The following is a 17451-nucleotide window of genomic DNA, read 5'->3' on the forward strand; positions in this document are numbered from 1 at the left end:
CGGGGGGTGGGGGTGGGTTCTCGGGTCAGACGACGCCCAGGGCGAGCATCGCGTCGGCGACCTTGGTGAAGCCGGCGATGTTCGCGCCGAGCACGTAGTCGCCGGGGCTGCCGTACTCCTCGGCCGTGTCGGCGCACCTGTCGTGGATGCGCGCCATGATCCCGGCGAGCCGCTCCTCGGTGTGCTCGAACGACCACGCGTCGCGGCTCGCGTTCTGCTGCATCTCGAGCGCCGACGTCGCGACGCCGCCCGCGTTCGCCGCCTTGCCGGGCGCGTACAGCACGCCCGCGGACTGCAGCAGCGCGACCGCCTGGGGTGTCGTCGGCATGTTCGCGCCCTCCGCGAGGGCGAGCAGGCCCGCCTCGACGAGGCGCTTGGCCTCGGTCTCGTCGAGCTCGTTCTGCGTGGCGCACGGCAGCGCGACCTGGGCGTCGACCTGCCACACGCGGGCCGACGCGACGTAGTGGGCGCCGCTGCGGCGCGTCGCGTACGCCTCGACGGGGAGCCGCTCGACCTCCCGGACCTGGCGCAGGACCTCGAGGTCGATACCCGCCTCGTCGACGACGTACCCCAGCGAGTCCGAGCACGCGACGACGTGCCCGCCGAGCGCCTGCGCCTTCTCGATCGCGTGGATCGCGACGTTCCCGGAGCCGGACACCACGACGCGCATGCCGTCGAACGACAGGCCGCGTGTCGCGAGCATGCGCTCGGCGAACAGCACGGTGCCGTAGCCCGTGGCCTCGGTGCGCACGAGCGACCCACCCCACGTGACGCCCTTGCCGGTGATGACGGCGGACTCGTAGCGGTTGGTGATGCGCTTGTACTGCCCGAACAGCCAGCCGATCTCCCGGCCGCCGACGCCGACGTCACCGGCGGGCACGTCGGTGTACTCACCGATGTGGCGGTACAGCTCGGTCATGAACGACTGGCAGAACCGCATGACCTCGCCGGCCGAGCGACCGCGCGGGTCGAAGTCGGAACCACCCTTGCCGCCGCCGATGGGCATGCCGGTCAGCGAGTTCTTGAACACCTGCTCGAAGCCCAGGAACTTCACGATGCCCAGGTACACCGACGGGTGGAACCGCAGGCCGCCCTTGAACGGGCCGAGGGCCGAGTTGAACTCGACGCGGAAACCGCGGTTGATCCGCACGCGACCCGCGTCGTCGACCCACGGCACGCGGAAGATGATCTGCCGCTCCGGCTCGCACAGCCGCTCCAGCACGGCACCGTCCACGTAGTGGGGGTGCCGTTCGAGCACCGGACCGAGGCTCTCGAACACCTCCGTCACGGCCTGGTGGAACTCACGTTCTGCGGGGTTGCGCGCGAGCACCTGCTCGAGGACGCGCTCCAGCTTCTCCTGCACGGGTCGGCTCCGCTCTGCTCAGCGAGGACGGTGAGCGTCGAGCGTAGGCTCCCGGACGGGGCACCGGCGCCACGTCCGACCCGTGGTCGGTGCCCGGCCCGGCCCCGCACGCACGACGAGGCCGCGGACACGCCCCCGTCCGGGGTGTCCGCGGCCTCGTCCTTCGGTGCGCCGGGCCAGGTCAGCGCCGGCCCGGCGCACCGGCGGGTGGGCGCGCCGTCACCGACGCGCCACCGACAGGCTCCTGCGCGTCACCACTTGGCGTTGCGCGCGAGCTCCAGAGCCATCGACTGCCACCAGGCGCCGGCCGACGGGCCGCCGTTGCAGGCACCGTCCGACTCACCGGGCAGCTTGACCCACAGCAGCGCGTCGAGCCCGCTGCCGTCGTTCACCTTGGTCGGACGCTCGCCGAGCGCTCGTCCGCTCGGGTTGCACCACTCGGAGCCGTTCGGGCCGTTGCCGTTGCGCGACGTGTCGATGATGAACGTCTTGCCCCCGGTCAGGCGCGAGATCTCCTGGCCGTACGCCTTGGACTCCGCCGTCGTGCGGTAGTTCGACGTGTTGAGCGCGAAGCCGACCGCGTGGCTGAAGCCGATCCGCTGCAGGCGGTTGGCGGCCTCCGAGGCCGAGAGCCAGGCCGAGTGGCCGGCGTCGATGTAGACGCGGGCACCGGCGTCGGTCAGCGCCTCGGCGGCGTACTTGAGGAAGCCGACGCGGTCACCCTGGCCGGAGCAGTCACCCAGCTGGGCGAGCGCGTCGGGCTCGAGGACGACCCACGGGTTGCCCTGGATGCCCTGGGCGACCGTGTCGATCCAGCGGGCGTACTCGGACTCGGCGACCCCGCCGCCGGAGTGCGAGCCGCAGTCACGGCCGGGGATCGCGTAGACGACGAGCAGGGCGGTCGTGCCCGAGGCCTGCGCGGCACCGGTGATGTCCCGCACCTCCTGCTGGGCGTGCGCCGCGTCGTTCCAGTTGCCGACCCAGTAGGCCTGCGGCGTCAGCGCGATCTTCGCGAGCAGCGCCTTGTCGTTGCCGCCCGCGGCCTGCCAGGCGCGGTACGCCTGGTTGGTCGTGTCGATGTGGAACCCGCCGGTGGGGACGGGCGTCGGCGTCACGGACGGCGTGGGGGTGGGGGTCGGCGTGGGGGTGGGCGTCGGCGTCGGGGTGGGCGTCGGCGTCGGGGTGGGCGTCGGGGTGGGCGTCGGCGTCGGGGTGGGCGTCGGCGTCGGCGTCACGGACGGCGTCGGCGTGGGGGTCGGCGTCGGGGTCGACGTCGGGCCGACGACCGAGCCGGTGCACGTCGTGCCGTTGAGGGTGAAGCTCGTGGGCGTCGCGTTGCTGCCGCTCCACCCGCCGTTGAACCCGACCTGGACGGTCGCGCCGGTACCGACGGACCCGTTCCACGGCATGTTCGTGACGGTGACCTGCGAGCCGGAGGTGACGGCGTTGCCGTTCCACAGCTGCTGGATGGTCTGGCCGCTGGGGAACGCCCAGCGCAGCTCCCAGGACGACAGCGCGTCGCCCAGGTTCGTGACGGTGACAGCGGCACCGAAGCCGCCGGGCCACTGGCTCGTCACGGCGTAGTCGACGCGGCAGCCGGGGGCGGCCTGCGCCATGGTCGACGTGAGCGCGGTGACTCCTGCGGCCACGACCGCGCCGGCGGCGACAGCCGCGACGATCTTCCGTCTGGCGGTCGAGGCCACCTGCGTGCGGGGGGACATGGACTCTCCTCGTGTCGGTCAGCCTGTAGCGCGTCGGGGATCGGCGAACGCCGTCGACGCGCCCGGGACGGGCGTCGTCGTCGACGCCTGTCCCGGACGACCCCCCGATCACACCTGAGGGCAGCGGGTGATGGCGAGCCGACGGCCGATCCCTAATCGTTTCGACATCACGCCCGATGCCGTCGAATCGCTTCCTTGGCGGTCGCGCTCCCACGCTCGGGGACGAGCGGGCCTCGACCGTCCAGCACTCCGGCATGCGTGGGCCGGGGCGCGCCCGGCCCACGCATGCCTCGGAGTCACTCCCTCGTCACCACTTCGCGTTGCGCGCGAGCTCCAACGCCATCGCCTGCCACCAGGCGCCGGCGGACGGGCCGCCGTTGCACGTGCCGTCCGACTCGCCGGGCCGCTTGACCCACAGCAGCGCGTCGAGACCGCTGCCGTCGTTCACCTTGGTGGGACGCTCACCCAGAGCACGGCCGCTCGGGTTGCACCACTCGCTACCCGTCGCGCCGTTGCCGTTGCGGGAGGTGTCGATGACGAACCGCTTGCCGCCGGTCAGCTGGGAGATCTGCTGGCCGTAGGCCTTGGCCTCCGCCGTCGTCCGGTAGTTCGACACGTTGAGCGAGAACCCGACCGCGTCGGTGAACCCGATCCGGTTGAGGCGGTTGGCAGCCTCGGACGCCGAGAGCCACGCCGAGTTGCCCGCGTCGATGTAGACACGCGCACCCTTGGCCGTCAACGACTTCGCGGCGTACTGCAGGAAGCCGACGCGGTCGCCCTGGCCGTTGCAGTCACCGAGCTGCGCGAGCGCATCGGGCTCGAGGATCACCCAGGGGTTGCCCTGGATTCCGGCCGCGACGGTGTCGATCCACCGCGCGTACTCGGACGTCGAGACACCGCCACCCGAGTACGAGCCGCAGTCACGACCCGGGATCGCGTAGACGACGATCTGCGCCGTCTTGCCGGCGGCGCGGGCGCGGCCGGTGTAGTCGCGCACCTGCTGCTGCGTGACGGCGGCCGTCGACCAGTCGCCGATCCACAGCGCCTGCGGCGTCTGCGCGATCTTCGCGAGGAGCGCCTTGTCGTTGCCCGACGCGGCCTGCCAGGCGGCGTACGCGGCCGTCGTGGGGTCGACGTAGAAGTCACCGCTGGGCTGCGGCTGCTGCGTCGGCTGCTGCGTGGGCTGCTGCGTCGGCTGCTGCGTCGGCTGCTGCGTCGGCTGCTGGGTCGGCTGCTGCGTCGGCTGCTGGGTCGGCTGCTGCGTGGGCTGCTGCGTCGGCCCGGTCACCGAGCCCGTGCACGTCGTGCCGTTCAACGTGAAGGACGTCGGAGCACCGTTGCTCCCGCTCCACGAGCCGTTGAAGCCGACCTGCACGGTGGCGTTGGTGCCGAGGTTCCCGTTCCAGGCGACGTTCTTGACCGAGACCTGCGAGCCGGACGTCGTGACGGTGCCGTTCCAGAGCTGCTGGACGGACTGGCCGTTCGGGAAGGTCCAGCGCAGGTCCCACGACGACACGGCGTCGCCCAGGTTGGTGACGGTCACGCTGCCGCCGAAGCCGCCGGACCACTGGCTGGTGACGGCGTAGGCGACGCGGCAGCCGGCGGCCGCCGTCGCGGCGGTGGCTGTGAGGGCGGTGACTCCGGCAGCGACGACCGCGCTCGCGGCGAGCGCCGCGACGATCCTGCGCCCGGTGGCGGGTGCCACCTTCGTACGTGGGGACATGGGCTCTCCTCGGTTCGGGGTCGGCGGGCGGGACGTCGGAGGGACGCGCGCCGTGCTGACCTACCCGGGGCATGGGCAGCGACGCCGTCCCCGGACGACTCGCTGATCACACCCGAGCGCGGTGCGTGATGCGACCGCATCGGGATCACCTAAACGTTTGCGGTTGATGGCGCCCCACGTCGAACCGCTTCCGCCCGCAGCACGCTCCTCACCACGTCCGTTCGCGCCTCTCACGGACGCGGTGCCCCCGGCCCACGCAGGCCGCGGTGGTACTCCCGCGTCACCCGCTTCCACCGCGATCGCTCCGCCGCCGCCAGGCGGGCGTCGGAACGGCGCGCCTGGTACGCCGCCTCCCGCGCCAGCCGGCGCCAGCTCGTGAGCCGCCGCTCGGGCAGGTCGCCGTTCTCGACCGCCTCGCGCACCGCGCACCCCGGCTCCACCTGGTGCGCGCAGTCGGCGAAGCGGCAGCGCTCCGCGAACCCGGCGACGTCGGCGAACGTCGTCGCGAGCGCGCCGGCCTCGGCGACCATCCCGACGCCGCGCACACCGGGGGTGTCCACGAGCACGGCACCGCCCGCGAGCGGGACCAGCTCCCGGTGGGTCGTCGTGTGCCGCCCGCGCCCGTCGGCGCGGCTACCGCCCGTCGCCATGACCTCACGTCCCGCGAGCGCGTTGACCAGGCTCGACTTGCCCGCACCCGACGGCCCGACCGCGACGAGTGCGACCCCCGGCGCCAGCAGCGCCCGCACCGGGTCGAGCCCCGCGCCGTCGAGGACGCTGACGGCGTGCACGTCGACACCGATCGCGACCTGGGCGACCTGCGCGGCCATGCCGTCGGGGTCGGGCACGAGGTCGGCCTTGGTGAGCACGACGACGGGCCGGGCGCCCGACCGCCAGGCCAGGGTGAGCAGCCGCTCCACGCGTCCCAGGTCGGGCTCGGGGTCCAGGTGCTCCACGACGAGCACGACGTCGACGTTCGCCGCGACGACCTGCTCGAGCGACGTGCGTCCCGCCGAGTCGCGCACCAGCGAGCTGCGCCGCTCGTGCACGGCGCTCGCCTGCCACAGGCTGCCGCGGCGCACGTCCACGACGTCGCCCACCGTCGGCGGCACGCGCGTGCCGTCGGGCAGCGGCAGCAGGCCGTCGCGCGGCAGGTCGACACGGTGCGCCGCGGCGCCCAGGTCGTCGTCGGGGACGACGAGCAGCGCGCCACGGTCCGCCCGCACGACGCGGGCGCGCAGCGGCGCGGCGTCGTCGGGTGGGAAGGCGGCGGGCTGGGTCACACCTCGACGGTAGGTCGGCGGTCGGCGCGTGGCACCGGATTAATCGCGACCGGGACGCCGCCGCCGACGGCCCGCGGTCAGCCGTCCGGGTAGGCCGGCCCGCCTGGTACCCCGAACGCCTCCTCGAGCGAGCCGATGCCCTTCTCACGCAGGTGGGCGGTGAGCTCGCGGCCCACCCAGCGCAGGTGCCAGCCCTCCGGCGCGTACCCGGTGACGCCCGTGTTCTGCTCGGTGTACCGCACGACGAACCCGAACTCCCCCGCGTGCTCGGCGAGCCAGACGCCCTCGACGGTCCGGGCGAAGCACGTCTGGAAGCTGCAGCCCGGGTCGGAGCCGGACTCGATGTCCACCGCGAGGCCCGTCTGGTGCTCGGAGAACCCGGGGCGGGCCGAGTAGCGCTCGGCGTGCGCGAACCCGCGGCGGGCCTCGATGGCGCCCCGCGCCGACGCCTGCTCCGCGTACGACCGGTAGCCGCTGCCGACGACGAGCTGCGCGCCCGCGGCCTGCGCGGCACCGACCATGGCCGCCAGGTCTGCCTGCACCGCGGTCCGCACGAAGGCACCGCTGACGTCGACCAGGTCGGGGGGCTCGTAGCCCTCGGCGATCGGGCGCTGCTTGTTGACGATCACCCACGGGCTCGTCGGGTCGCTGGTGGAGTGCTGCGCGAGGTCGAACGTGGGTGTGGGCGTGGGCCGCGGGGCGAACGAGGGGACGGTGATCGCCTCGTCCCACGGCACCACCTCGGTGAGGCCCTGGAAGCGGGCCTGCTCGCCTGTGGACAGCTCGGTCCACAGTCCCGTGGCCGCACCGCCGACCGCGAGCACGGCGACGACCGCCAGGACGGCGAGCGCGACGGTGCGCCAAGGGCGAGGCCTCATGGACGCGATGGTAGGGCGAAAGCGGACGAATCGGTCAAGAGGCCACGAACGTCACCCGTCGGTGGGGCACGGACACCTCGTCCAGCCGAACGTCGAGCCGCTCCCCGAGGGGCAGCGGCCCCGTGCCCGTCACGGGCGCGACGACGGCGGGCTCGCGCAGCTGCAGCGCTCCCCGCACACGTCCGTCGCGCGGCTCGTCGACGTCCACCACCACGCCGCTGAACGTCTGACCGACGCGGGGTGCCAGCACGACGGCCTCGACGAGGTCGAGCGCGCCGCGGTCGAACGCCGCGACGCGTCGACCCGTCCGGGTCATCGTGGCGGGGAGCTCCGGCAGCGCCGCGTGCACCCACGCGGGTACGTCGCGCCCGGCGACGGCCGCGAGGCACACCTCGGTGCCGTAGCGGTCGACGAGGCGCCGCAGCGGTGCGGTCACATGGGCGTACGGGGCACGGATCGCCGCGTGCTCGGCGTCGTCGCCGGCGGGCACCGCGAGGTCCCCGCCGAACGCGCGGTAGCCGGCGCCGCGGAACAGGGTCGTCGCCTCACGCAGGAACGCCGCGTGGGGACCCAGGTGCGAGTCGAGGCGCGCCAGCAGGTCGGCGTAGGGCAGGGCGGCGGGCCAGTCGATGTCGAGGGCGGCCGCGGTGCGGCGCAGCCGTGCGACGTCCCGGTCGTCGGCGGGCGGCAGCGTGCGCACGACACCCACGCCGGCGTCGAGCATGAGCCGCGCGGCGACGATGCCCGTGAGCAGGGAGATCTGCGCGTTCCAGCCCTCGACGGGCAGCGTCGCGCGGAACCGCAGGTCGAACGTGCCGTCGGCGGCGCGCACGACCTCCTGCTCGGGCACGTCGAGGGACGCGCCCCCGCGCTCGCGCTCGCGCTCCTCACGGAGCCGGCCGACGTCGGCCAGCCCCCGCAGCAGGTCGTCGGCGGTCCCGGCGTCGAGGCGCTCCTGGACCTGCGCGTACGTGAGCTGCGCGCGGCTGCGGACGACGGCCCGCTCGACGTGCACGTCGACGGGCTCGCCGTCGGCGTCGAGGTCGATGCACCACAGGGCCGCAGGGCGCACCTGGTCGGCGAGGAGGCTGGCCGCGCCCTCGGAGAGCACGGTCGGGTGCAGCGGGACGCGCCCGTCGGGGCTGTAGCAGGTCATGCCGCGGCGGTGGGTCTCGGCGTCGAGGGTGCCGCCGGGCACGACGAACGCGGCGACGTCGGCGATCGCGTAGCGCACGCGCCAGCCGGTCCCGCGGCGCTCGACGTGGACGGCCTGGTCGAGGTCGGTCGACCCGGCGGGGTCGATCGTCACGAACGGCACGTCGGTGCGGTCGGTGCGCGTCCCGGGGGCGTGGGGCCCGTCGGGGGCGGTGCGGGCGGCGACGTCGGCCTCGGCGAGCGCGTCGGGGGGGTAGGTCACGGGGAGCTCGACCTCGGCGCGCAGCGCCGCGAGCCCGGCGGTGACCGCGGCCGTCGTGTCGTCGGGGTCGGCGGTGGCGGCGGTCAGGCGGACGGGGCGGGCTGGCACGGTCCGACTGTAAACGCAGGCGCGTCGTCTCACCCTGCGAGAAAGCAGACTGTTCTTATCCTCTTTTATCCTCGACGCACCTAACCTGCCGCAAGGACCACCCGCACCCGGGCACCCGCCCGGCCACCGACAGGAGACGCCCGTGAGCGCGACCGCACCGCACCGCCGCGGGCCCGCGCCGCGCGTGCGCCGCGGCGTCGACGCGCGCCGATGTCCGGCCCGCGCGCCCCCGCCACCCGCACCTCCCCGCACCCCGGAGCACCCTCATGACCCGACACGATCCCGCCCCTGCCCGCATCGTCGCCCTCGTCGGCAACCCACGCGTCGGCTCGCGCACGCTCGACGCCGCCGCAACCCTCGCCCGCACGCTCGCCGAGCACCTCGCCGCCCCCGCGCCCACGGTCGTGGACCTCGCGACCCTCGCGCCCGCGCTGCACGTGCGGCCGCGCACCCTCGAGCTCGACGCCGCCCTCGCGGCCGCCGCCGGTGCCGACGTCCTCGTCGTCGCCACACCCGTCCACAAGGCCTCGTTCACGGGCCTGCTCAAGTCCTTCCTCGACCTCTACGGCCCCGACGGCCTCGACGGCGTGGCCGCCGTCCCGCTCGTCGTCTCGGGGACGCCCGCGCACGCGCTCGTCGGCGAGGTGCACCTACGCCCCGTGCTCGTCGAGCTGGGCGCGACCGTCCCCACGCGCGCGCTGACCCTGCACGACACCGAGCTCGCCGACGTCTCCCCCGCGCTCGAGCGCTGGTGGCAGCGCGCCGAACGTCCCCTGCGCCGCGCGGTCGGCGCTCCCGTGCACCGCGCCGAGGCCCTGCTGGAGGTGGCCCGATGACCACCAGCACCCACGACCTGGGCCACCTGGAGCGCGCGCTGGCCGACCACGACGAGCCCGCCCTGACCCCCGAGCAGTACAAGCAGGTGTTCCGACGGCACGCCGCCGGGGTCGCCGTCATCACGCTGCGCGACGCCGGCCGACCCGTCGGCTTCACCGCCACGTCCGTGATCTCGGTCTCCGCGGCACCGCCGCTGCTGGCGTTCTCGCTCGCGTCCGGGTCGTCGTCGTGGCCGGCGCTCTCCCGCGCCGCGACCGTCGCCGTGTCGTTCCTCGCCGAGGGTCAGGAGGACCTCTCGACGCGCTTCGCGACGTCGGGCATCGACCGGTTCGCGGCCGGAGGCTGGACGGCCCTGCCGACCGGGGAGCCAGTGGTCGACGGCGCGCAGGCCTGGGTCCGCGCGCGCATCGTGCAGCGCACCCCCGTCGGCGACAGCTACCTGGTCTCGCTGCGCGCGCTCGCCCACGGCGTGGCCGACGTCGGCCCGCTGATCTACCGCGACCGCGTCTACCACCGCCTGCCTACGGCCCGCGGCTGACCGCCCGGCCCGCAGCCGGTGCTGGATTGCACTCTCACGCCCGGTGGGGTGCTGGATTGCACTCTCACACCCGGGGGCAGTGCTGGATTGCTCTCTCACCATTCCGTGAGAGAGCAATCCAGCACCCGCTCCCTCGTGAGAGAGCAATCCAGGCCCTGCACGGGGCGGCGGATCGCCCTCGTCGGGCGGGTGCCTGTCAGCCGAAGAGGCGCGGCAGCGTCGCCTCCCACACCTCGCGCGCCTCGGTCAGCGGCAGCGTGAACAGCCCGCGCACCTCGACGGCGGCTGCGTGCACGTGGTCCTGGTCGTCGTCGGGCGTGCCCGCACCCGGCGTGCACGTCTCCGCCGTCTCGCCCAGCCGCAGCGCCGGGACGCCGCGCGCGGTGCACAGGTCGTGCAGCCGGACCTCCTCCGAGCGCGGCACCGCGACGATCGCACGGGCCTGCGACTCGGAGAACATCGCCTCGAACGGGGTCAGTCCGTCGCGCTCGCACAGCGCGTCGAGCGAGACCTGCACCCCGACGCCGAAGCGCAGGCACGACTCGACGAGCGCGAGCGCGAGCCCACCCTCGGACAGGTCGTGCGCGGCGTCGACGAGGTCGTCACGGGCCGCGGACACCAGCACCTGCGCGAGCCGGCGCTCGGCATCGAGGTCGACGCGGGGCGGCACGCCGCCGAGGTGGCGGTGCGCGACCTCGGCCCACGCGGACCCGTCGAGCTCGGCGCGCGTCGTCCCCAGCAGGTAGACGGCCTGGCCGGGCGCGGTCCAGCCGGACGGCACCGCGTCGGCGACGTCGTCGAGCACGCCCAGCACGCCCACGACGGGGGTGGGGTGGATCGCCGAGTCGATCTGGCCGGGCTCGCCCGTGCCGTTGTACAGCGACACGTTGCCGCCGGTCACGGGCACCTCGAGCGTCTGGCAGGCGTCCGCCAGGCCGCGGATCGCCTCGACGAGCTGCCACATGGTGTCGGGGTGCTCGGGGCTGCCGAAGTTGAGGCAGTCCGTCACGGCCAGGGGCCGGGCGCCGACGGTGGCGACGTTGCGGTACGCCTCCGCGAGCGCGAGCTGCGCACCGGTGTACGGGTCGAGCTTGGCGTAGCGGCCGTTGGCGTCGGTCGCGAGGGCGACACCCAGGCCCGTCGTCTCGTCGACGCGCACGACGCCCGAGTCGTCGGGCTGCGCGAGCGCGGTGTTGCCCTGCACGAAGCGGTCGTACTGGTCGGTCACCCACGCGGGGGACGCGAGGTTCGGCGACGCGAGCAGCTGCAGGAGCGTCGCGCGCAGGTCGTCGGCGCTCGTCGGGCGGGCGTAGCGGGCCACGCCCTCGGGGGTGCTGATCGAGTCCGCGACGAGCGCGTCCTGCCACGCGGGACGCGCGTAGGGGCGGTCGTACACGGGGCCCTCGTGCGCGACCGTCCTGGGGTCGACGTCGACGATCCGGTGGCCGAAGTGGTCGATGGTCAGGCGACCGGTGCCCGTGACCTCACCGATCACGGCCGTCTCGACGTCCCACTTGCCGGTGATCGCCAGGAACTCGTCGAGCTTCTCCGGCCGGACCACGGCCATCATGCGCTCCTGCGACTCCGACATGAGGATCTCGCCGGCCGTGAGCGTGGGGTCGCGCAGCAGCACGTCCTCGAGGTCGACGTGCATGCCACCGTCACCGTTGGACGCCAGCTCGCTCGTCGCGCACGAGATGCCTGCAGCGCCCAGGTCCTGGATGCCCTCGACGACCCGCGCCGCGTACAGCTCGAGGCAGCACTCGATGAGCACCTTCTCCATGAACGGGTCGCCGACCTGCACGCTCGGGCGCTTGGACGGCTTGGTGTCGTCGAACGTCTCCGACGCCAGGATCGACGCCCCGCCGATGCCGTCGCCGCCCGTGCGCGCACCGAACAGCACGACCTTGTTGCCGACGCCCGACGCGTTGGCCAGGTGGATGTCCTCGTGCCGCAGGACGCCCAGGCACAGCGCGTTGACCAGCGGGTTGCCCTGGTAGCAGGAGTCGAAGACGAGCTCGCCGCCGATGTTGGGCAGGCCCAGGCTGTTGCCGTAGCCGCCGACGCCCGCGACGACGCCGTGCACGACGCGCGCGGTGTCGGGGTGCGCGGGGTCACCGAACCGCAGCTGGTCCATGACGGCCACGGGGCGCGCGCCCATCGAGATGATGTCGCGCACGATGCCGCCGACGCCCGTCGCGGCGCCCTGGTACGGCTCGACGTAGGACGGGTGGTTGTGCGACTCGACCTTGAACGTCACGGCCCAGCCGTCACCGATGTCGACGACGCCCGCGTTCTCCCCGATGCCGACGAGCAGGTGCTCGCGCATGGCCGGCGTGGTCTTCTCGCCGAACTGCCGCAGGTGCGTCTTCGACGACTTGTACGAGCAGTGCTCCGACCACATCACCGAGTACATGGCGAGCTCGGCCGCGGTGGGGCGGCGGCCGAGGATGTCGCGGATGCGCTGGTACTCGTCCGGCTTGAGGCCGAGCTCCGCGAACGGCTGCGCGAGGTCCGGCGTGGCGGCGGCGTTCTCGACCGTGTCGGACGTGTGCTGGGCGTGCGGGGCGTCGGGACGCGCAGGTGCGGTGGTCATCGGTTCCCTCGGTGGGGGCCGGGTCCCCGGGGGCGGCTCGCCCGCGCGGTCCCGCGCCGCAAGGTCGGCAGACGGCCCCAGCGTACCGGCGAGCGTGGGCTGTCCGTGCGGCCGTCCGCGCGGACGTCGGACGGGGGGACGACGCACCTCCGCCCGCGGACGTCGTGACTCTCACACCCTTCTCATCCGCTTTGCCCGTTCTGCACGATCTCCGCTCGATAACCTGCGTCTGCGCAGGTCAGCCCGGTGCCGCGATGTCGCCGCACCGGGCCGCGCCGCGCACTCTTCCCCTGCCGACGAACGAGGTCCGATGTCCGCGCGCCGTACCGCCGTGCTCTCCGCCACCACCGCCACGGTCCTGACCACGCTGGCGCTCGTCGGCGCGGCGACGGGAGCGAGTGCAGGCTCCGACGCGCCGACGCCCTACCGGGTGACCGGCACCGGGATCGAGCTGCCGGCGGGTGCGACGTTCGAGGTGCACGGGCACGTCAACGTCGTCGCCACCTCGGCGCTCGGCACGATGTCGCGCAACGTCCACATCGAGGGCCCGGGCTCCCGCTTCGGGGACCTGGCGGGCGCGTCGACGCTCACCTGGGACCGCATCGACCTGCCCCCGGACGCGTGCATCACGTGGGTGCAGGTCGCCGGGTACGACGAGCACTTCGGCGAGGGCGGCCAGGAGCCGGTGTGCCGCACGGGTACGACACCGCCCGCCGCGGCACCGGAACCGTCGGCCGCGCCGTCGGCGGGCGTGACGCCGTCCGCCGTCCCGTCCGCGAGCGTCGTCCCGCCCGCGAGCGCCACCCCGTCGGCCGCCCCGCCGGTCGTGCCGGCACCGACGCCGTCCGCGGACGTCGCCGCCGCGCCGACGCCCGCGCCGACGGCCACGGTCGGCGCCGCGCCCACCGCGACCGCGGTCGCTGCGCCCGCGCCCACCCCGACCGAGCGGTCCGAGGTGCTCGCCGCGGGCGACGCGACCCCGACGCCGTCACCGGCCACGCAGGTGCCGGCCGCCACCGCGGAGCGTTCCGACGTCCTCGCGGCGACGGGCGCCCGCACGGGTGCGCTGCTGGGCGGCGCGGCCCTTGCGCTGGCCCTCGGCACGACGCTCGTCGTCTGGCGCCGCCGCACCGCCCGCCCCTGACCACCCGCGCCCGGTGGACGGCCGGGCGCACGGAGTGTGAAGCGTTGTTGCCGCATCCCGGCAGCAACGCTTCACACTTTCGGGCAGCGGCAGCGGCAGCGGCGGCGGCAGCGGCGGCGCGCGGCGCGGAGCAGGCTCAGTCGATCGTGAGGGCCTCGGCCGGTGAGACCCGTGCGGCGCGTCGTCCGGGCATGAGCGACGCGAGCACGCCGGCCAGCACGGCGGCACCGAGGATCTGGCCGAGGGACCCGACGGGGACGACCATGTGCATCGGCACCCGCGTCGCCTCCACCCCCAGCGCCATGACGCCGACCCACGCGTACGCGGTCCCCAGCCCGACGCCCAGCACGGCCGCGACGGCCGCGACGAGACCGGCCTCGACGGCGAGCATCCCGCGCAGCTGCCGGACCGTCAGGCCGAGCGCACGCAGCACGGCCGACTCCCGACGCCGCTCGACCACCGACAGCGCCATCGTGTTGGCGACGCCGACCACGGCGATCACGAGGGACAGGGTGAGCAGCGCGAGGACCCCGAGGAGCATCAGGTCGAAGAGCTGCGTGTACATCGCGCGCTCCGGCGCACCGCCGCTCACGGCGACCCGGTCGTCGATCGACAGGACGGAGGAGATCGCCTGCTGCACCTGCGCACCCGTCAGGTCCGACGCCAGCCGCACCTGGAGCTCCACGACGGGGGCCGCCGCGACGAGCACGGCGAGCTCGTCCGCACGCATCGTCACCGTGCCCGGGACGGTGTCCGGCGTGACGTCGACGACCACGGCGGCGCTGCCGTCGGCCCCGACCACCTGGACCGTGTCGCCCGCAGCCAGGCCCGCCGCGTCGCGGTGGACGAGGACGGTGCCCTCCCCCGGCTGCGCGACGGGGGCGCGCGCCAGGCGCTGCGCGGCCGCGGGATCCACGCCGCGGGCGAGGAGGCTCCGCGTCCCGCCGTCCGCGAGCGTCACCTTCACCCGGACCCCGCCGGTGACCTCGGTGGTGCCGACGACCTCCGGCAGGGCGTCGACCGCCCGGCGGGTGGCGACGGCCAGGCCGGCGGGGTCCGACGTGGTGACGACGAGGTCGATCGGGCGGCTCGCGTCGATCTCGGCATCGACCGAGCTGCGTACGGAGGCCGTCGCGACGACCATCGTCGTCACGAGGGTCACGCCGACGAGCAGGGCCGTCGCGGTGGCGGTCGTGCGGCGCCGGTTGCGCGCCGCGTTCCGGGCCGCGAGACGTGCTGCGACCGACGTGCCCGACACGACGGCCCCGAGGCCGCGCACGCACCCCGGCACCACGAGCGGGGCGACGACCAGCACGCCCAGGAACGAGACGACCACGGCGGGGATCGCGACCACGATGCCGCCGTCCTCGGCCGCCACCGTGGCACCGGCGACCCCGGCGGCGAGCAGCAGGAGCGCAACAGCCGTCCTGAGCCACCGCCGGGGGGTCCCCTCCGCGACGGCCTCGATGGGGCGCAGCGCCTCGACGGGGAGCGCCCGGGTCGCCTGCCGCGCGGCAGGCGACGCCGCGACGACGGTCAGCGCGACGCCGACGACGAAGCCGACGGCCGGCGCGGCGGGGGTGGCGACGATCCCGTCGGCCGTCATCCTCCACCTCGCGAGCACCTCCGCCCCGAGGAGTCCCAGCCCCACACCCACGCCGGACGCGACCGTGCCGAGCGCGACGGCCTCGCCCAGGACGAGCCGGTGCACCTGCCGCTTCCCCGCACCGATGCACCGCAGCAGGGCGAGCTCGTGGGTGCGCTGCGCGACGAGGACGTGGAAGGTGTTGGCGATCACGATCGCGGCGACGACGAGCGCCACCACGCAGAAGCCGAGCAGGCTGCCGGTGAGGACGGTCGCGCTGCCGGACAGCTGCGCGACGCGGCGCTCGGTCGCCTGCTCCCGCGTGAGCACGACGATGCCGGGTACGCCGTCGAGCGATGCCGCGACGCCCGCGGCGACCACGGCGGGCGGCTCCCCGTCCCCCCGCACGAGGATCTCGGAGGCGGGCGGGCGGGCGCCGGCCGCGGCCAGCCCGTCACCGGTCACGACGAGACGCGGCATGTCGACCACGACCCCGGGACCCGTGGTGGTCGTGATCCCCACGACGGTGAGCACCACGGGTGCGGAGCGGTAGAGCCGGAACGTCACGAGGTCGCCGACCTCCAGACCGAGGGAGCCCGCCGCCCAGGCATCGATCGTCGTCTCCGTGGGCCCCGCGGGCCAGGTCCCGCCCGCGAGCTCCTGCCACCGCACCGATGCGTCGAGGAGGGTGCTGACCTGCACCGTCGTGCGCGTGTCGCCCACGAGGACCGCGCCGAAGGCGGTCCGCTCGGCGTCGGCGGCGGCGACGTGCGCGGCCGCGCGCACGCTCGGCAGCACCGCCTCGAGCACGTCACCGTCGACCGGCGCGGCCTCGTCGGCGGCGCCGACCCAGACGTCGGCGCGGGTCATGTTCGCGGTCAGCGACTGCTCCGTCGTCCGTACGAACGTCGCCGACAGCGCCAGCGTCCCCACCAGGAAGGCGACCGAGAGGACGACGGCGCACGCCGTGGCGACCAGACGGGAGGCGTGCGCGCGCAGGCCGGCGAGCAGGACGGTCCTCACCGCCCGCACACCTCTCGCACGGCAGAGCGCGCAAGGCGCCCCACCGCCGCCCCCCGCAGCGCTGCCACGCCGTCACTCTATGGTGCCTCTGCGCAGGCGCGTCGCGGCTGTGACCTGGTCATACGTCCACGTCGGTGGGGTTGCAGCGGGTCAGGAGCATCGTCGCCGTGGACACCTCCGGGCGCCACGGCTCGACGTCCCACGACGCCTTGTCCGGTGCGCCGAGCACGTGGCACCACAGCTGCGCCTGCATGGACGCGGACGCGGCCTCCGGCACCGTCTGCGCGACCTGGGACACCAGCGCCTGCTGCGCGGCGAGGCTGCCGCGCCGCACCCAGCCGGCCGGGACCACGAGGAGCGAGGGTCCGCCGTCGGCCTCGCCCCACGTGGCCGACGCCACTGCGGCCACCCCGACGACGAACGTCGCCGACCCCGTCGGCGCGTCGAGCGCGAGCACGCCACCGACGGGTCGCCAGGAACCCCGGGTGTCGTCGGCACCGGTCGCGGGCCCGAGCGCGGTGACGACCGTCCCGGCCTCGTCGTGCAGTGTGGCCGACCCGTCGGTCTGCACCTCGACGTGCCCGCCCCGCGGCGGCGCGACCCACGCCAGGGTGCCGGCGGGACCGACGACGGTCGTGCGGGTCGCGCCGTCGGCCCCGTCCTCGAGCTGCAGGCCGGCACCGTCGACGGGGAGCAGCGCGCCCGCGTCGTGCCCGAGCGACGCCTGGTCGGCGAGGGGCGCACCCGTGTCCCGGACGATGCCGGCGCCCGGGGGTGCGACGAGCTGCGGAGCGCCGGGGGCCGGGGTCACGAGCGGCCGCGCCGACGTCATGGCCGGACCGGGTCCCTCGTCCCCCGGCCCGCAGCCGGCGACGAGCAGGACGACGCCCGTCGCCACGACGACGCGCACCGCTCCCCGCACAGCCACGCCGCGACGGTAGCCGCCGGACACCCCCGGGACGACCCGCTGGGGAGGACGTCCATGGACATCACCCGTGCCAAGTGGGACATTGCCTGCACCCGACGAAGGGATGCGCCATGCCCGACACCGAGCCCCGCGCCGAGGCCGAGGCCCCCGCCGCGGACTTCCGTCGGCTCCCCGAGCCGATCGCGCTCGAGGACACCGTGACCAGCCAGGACGTCGGGCACGTCCCGGACCCCGACGGTGGGCGCGACCCGAACCACGAGTGGATGCTCCGGCACGGCTGACCTCGCCGGGACGTCGCCCCCGCTCG

The 17451-nt window shown here is 74.8% G+C and carries 13 protein-coding genes; 4 read left to right on the forward strand and 9 right to left on the reverse strand.

Annotation, left to right across the window (positions count from 1 at the left end):
• Positions 1–25 precede the first annotated feature (25 nt).
• The 6 genes from gdhA to OKX07_RS16300 form a co-directional block, all read right to left on the reverse strand.
• Entirely contained in the window at positions 26–1363 is a 1338-nt protein-coding gene (gene gdhA, locus OKX07_RS16275; RefSeq protein ID WP_265629032.1) for an NADP-specific glutamate dehydrogenase, read from the reverse strand.
• A 251-nt stretch (positions 1364–1614) separates the two neighbouring features.
• Positions 1615–3084 carry a glycoside hydrolase family 6 protein gene (locus tag OKX07_RS16280; protein ID WP_265629033.1) on the reverse strand — a complete coding sequence of 490 codons (1470 nt, stop codon included), beginning with the start codon at positions 3082–3084 and terminating at the stop codon, positions 1615–1617.
• A 307-nt stretch (positions 3085–3391) separates the two neighbouring features.
• Positions 3392–4807, reverse strand: coding sequence for a glycoside hydrolase family 6 protein (locus tag OKX07_RS16285; RefSeq protein ID WP_265629034.1), 1416 nt, complete (start codon positions 4805–4807; stop codon positions 3392–3394).
• A 230-nt stretch (positions 4808–5037) separates the two neighbouring features.
• Entirely contained in the window at positions 5038–6090 is a 1053-nt protein-coding gene (gene rsgA / locus OKX07_RS16290; protein WP_265629035.1) for a ribosome small subunit-dependent GTPase A, read from the reverse strand.
• Between the two features lie 77 nt (positions 6091–6167).
• Positions 6168–6968 (reverse strand): M15 family metallopeptidase, encoded by an 801-nt coding sequence (locus tag OKX07_RS16295; protein WP_265629036.1) that lies wholly within the window; start codon positions 6966–6968, stop codon positions 6168–6170.
• Positions 6969–7002: 34 nt separating this feature from the next.
• Positions 7003–8493, reverse strand: coding sequence for an RNB domain-containing ribonuclease (locus OKX07_RS16300; protein ID WP_265629037.1), 1491 nt, complete (start codon positions 8491–8493; stop codon positions 7003–7005).
• Positions 8494–8759: 266 nt separating this feature from the next.
• Here OKX07_RS16300 and OKX07_RS16305 point away from each other — a divergent pair, with 266 nt between their 5' ends.
• Positions 8760–9329: an NAD(P)H-dependent oxidoreductase gene (locus OKX07_RS16305; RefSeq protein ID WP_265629038.1), complete on the forward strand. Its 570-nt coding sequence runs from the start codon at positions 8760–8762 to the stop codon at positions 9327–9329.
• Complete coding sequence (locus OKX07_RS16310) at positions 9326–9868, forward strand: flavin reductase family protein (RefSeq protein WP_265629039.1); 543 nt, start codon at positions 9326–9328, stop codon at positions 9866–9868. Before OKX07_RS16305 ends, OKX07_RS16310 begins: the two co-directional genes overlap by 4 nt.
• 196 nt (positions 9869–10064) lie before the next feature.
• Here the strand turns inward: OKX07_RS16310 and purL are convergent, their stop codons facing one another.
• Positions 10065–12464: a phosphoribosylformylglycinamidine synthase subunit PurL gene (gene purL, locus OKX07_RS16315; protein ID WP_265629040.1), complete on the reverse strand. Its 2400-nt coding sequence runs from the start codon at positions 12462–12464 to the stop codon at positions 10065–10067.
• Between the two features lie 310 nt (positions 12465–12774).
• On the opposite strand from purL, the gene OKX07_RS16320 reads away from it, so the two are divergent.
• A complete protein-coding gene (locus OKX07_RS16320; RefSeq protein WP_265629041.1) occupies positions 12775–13608 on the forward strand; it encodes a hypothetical protein in 834 nt (277 codons plus the stop codon).
• A 136-nt stretch (positions 13609–13744) separates the two neighbouring features.
• Here OKX07_RS16320 and OKX07_RS16325 read toward each other — a convergent pair whose 3' ends face one another.
• Positions 13745–16216, reverse strand: a complete 2472-nt coding sequence (locus tag OKX07_RS16325) for an FtsX-like permease family protein (RefSeq protein ID WP_265629042.1) — start codon at positions 16214–16216, stop codon at positions 13745–13747.
• A gap of 118 nt (positions 16217–16334) precedes the next feature.
• Complete coding sequence (locus tag OKX07_RS16330) at positions 16335–17144, reverse strand: DUF2599 domain-containing protein (RefSeq protein WP_265629043.1); 810 nt, start codon at positions 17142–17144, stop codon at positions 16335–16337.
• A gap of 110 nt (positions 17145–17254) precedes the next feature.
• Between OKX07_RS16330 and OKX07_RS16335 the strand changes: the two genes are divergently transcribed.
• On the forward strand, positions 17255–17425 hold the full coding sequence (locus OKX07_RS16335; RefSeq protein WP_265629044.1) for a heme biosynthesis protein HemY: 171 nt from the start codon (positions 17255–17257) through the stop codon (positions 17423–17425).
• Positions 17426–17451: the final 26 nt, after the last annotated feature.

This window comes from Cellulomonas sp. S1-8 (genome assembly GCF_026184235.1).
Taxonomy (GTDB): domain Bacteria; phylum Actinomycetota; class Actinomycetes; order Actinomycetales; family Cellulomonadaceae; genus Cellulomonas.

Bases quoted from the DNA above. Each gene is read 5' to 3' on its own strand.
- OKX07_RS16280 (WP_265629033.1), bottom strand. From the start codon at position 3,084: ATGTCCCCCCGCACGCAGGTGGCCTCGACCGCCAGACGGAAGATCGTC.
- OKX07_RS16285 (WP_265629034.1), bottom strand. From the start codon at position 4,807: ATGTCCCCACGTACGAAGGTGGCACCCGCCACCGGGCGCAGGATCGTC.
- OKX07_RS16295 (WP_265629036.1), bottom strand. From the start codon at position 6,968: ATGAGGCCTCGCCCTTGGCGCACCGTCGCGCTCGCCGTCCTGGCGGTC.
- OKX07_RS16305 (WP_265629038.1), top strand. From the start codon at position 8,760: ATGACCCGACACGATCCCGCCCCTGCCCGCATCGTCGCCCTCGTCGGC.
- OKX07_RS16310 (WP_265629039.1), top strand. From the start codon at position 9,326: ATGACCACCAGCACCCACGACCTGGGCCACCTGGAGCGCGCGCTGGCC.
- purL (WP_265629040.1), bottom strand. From the start codon at position 12,464: ATGACCACCGCACCTGCGCGTCCCGACGCCCCGCACGCCCAGCACACG.
- OKX07_RS16320 (WP_265629041.1), top strand. From the start codon at position 12,775: ATGTCCGCGCGCCGTACCGCCGTGCTCTCCGCCACCACCGCCACGGTC.
- OKX07_RS16335 (WP_265629044.1), top strand. From the start codon at position 17,255: ATGCCCGACACCGAGCCCCGCGCCGAGGCCGAGGCCCCCGCCGCGGAC.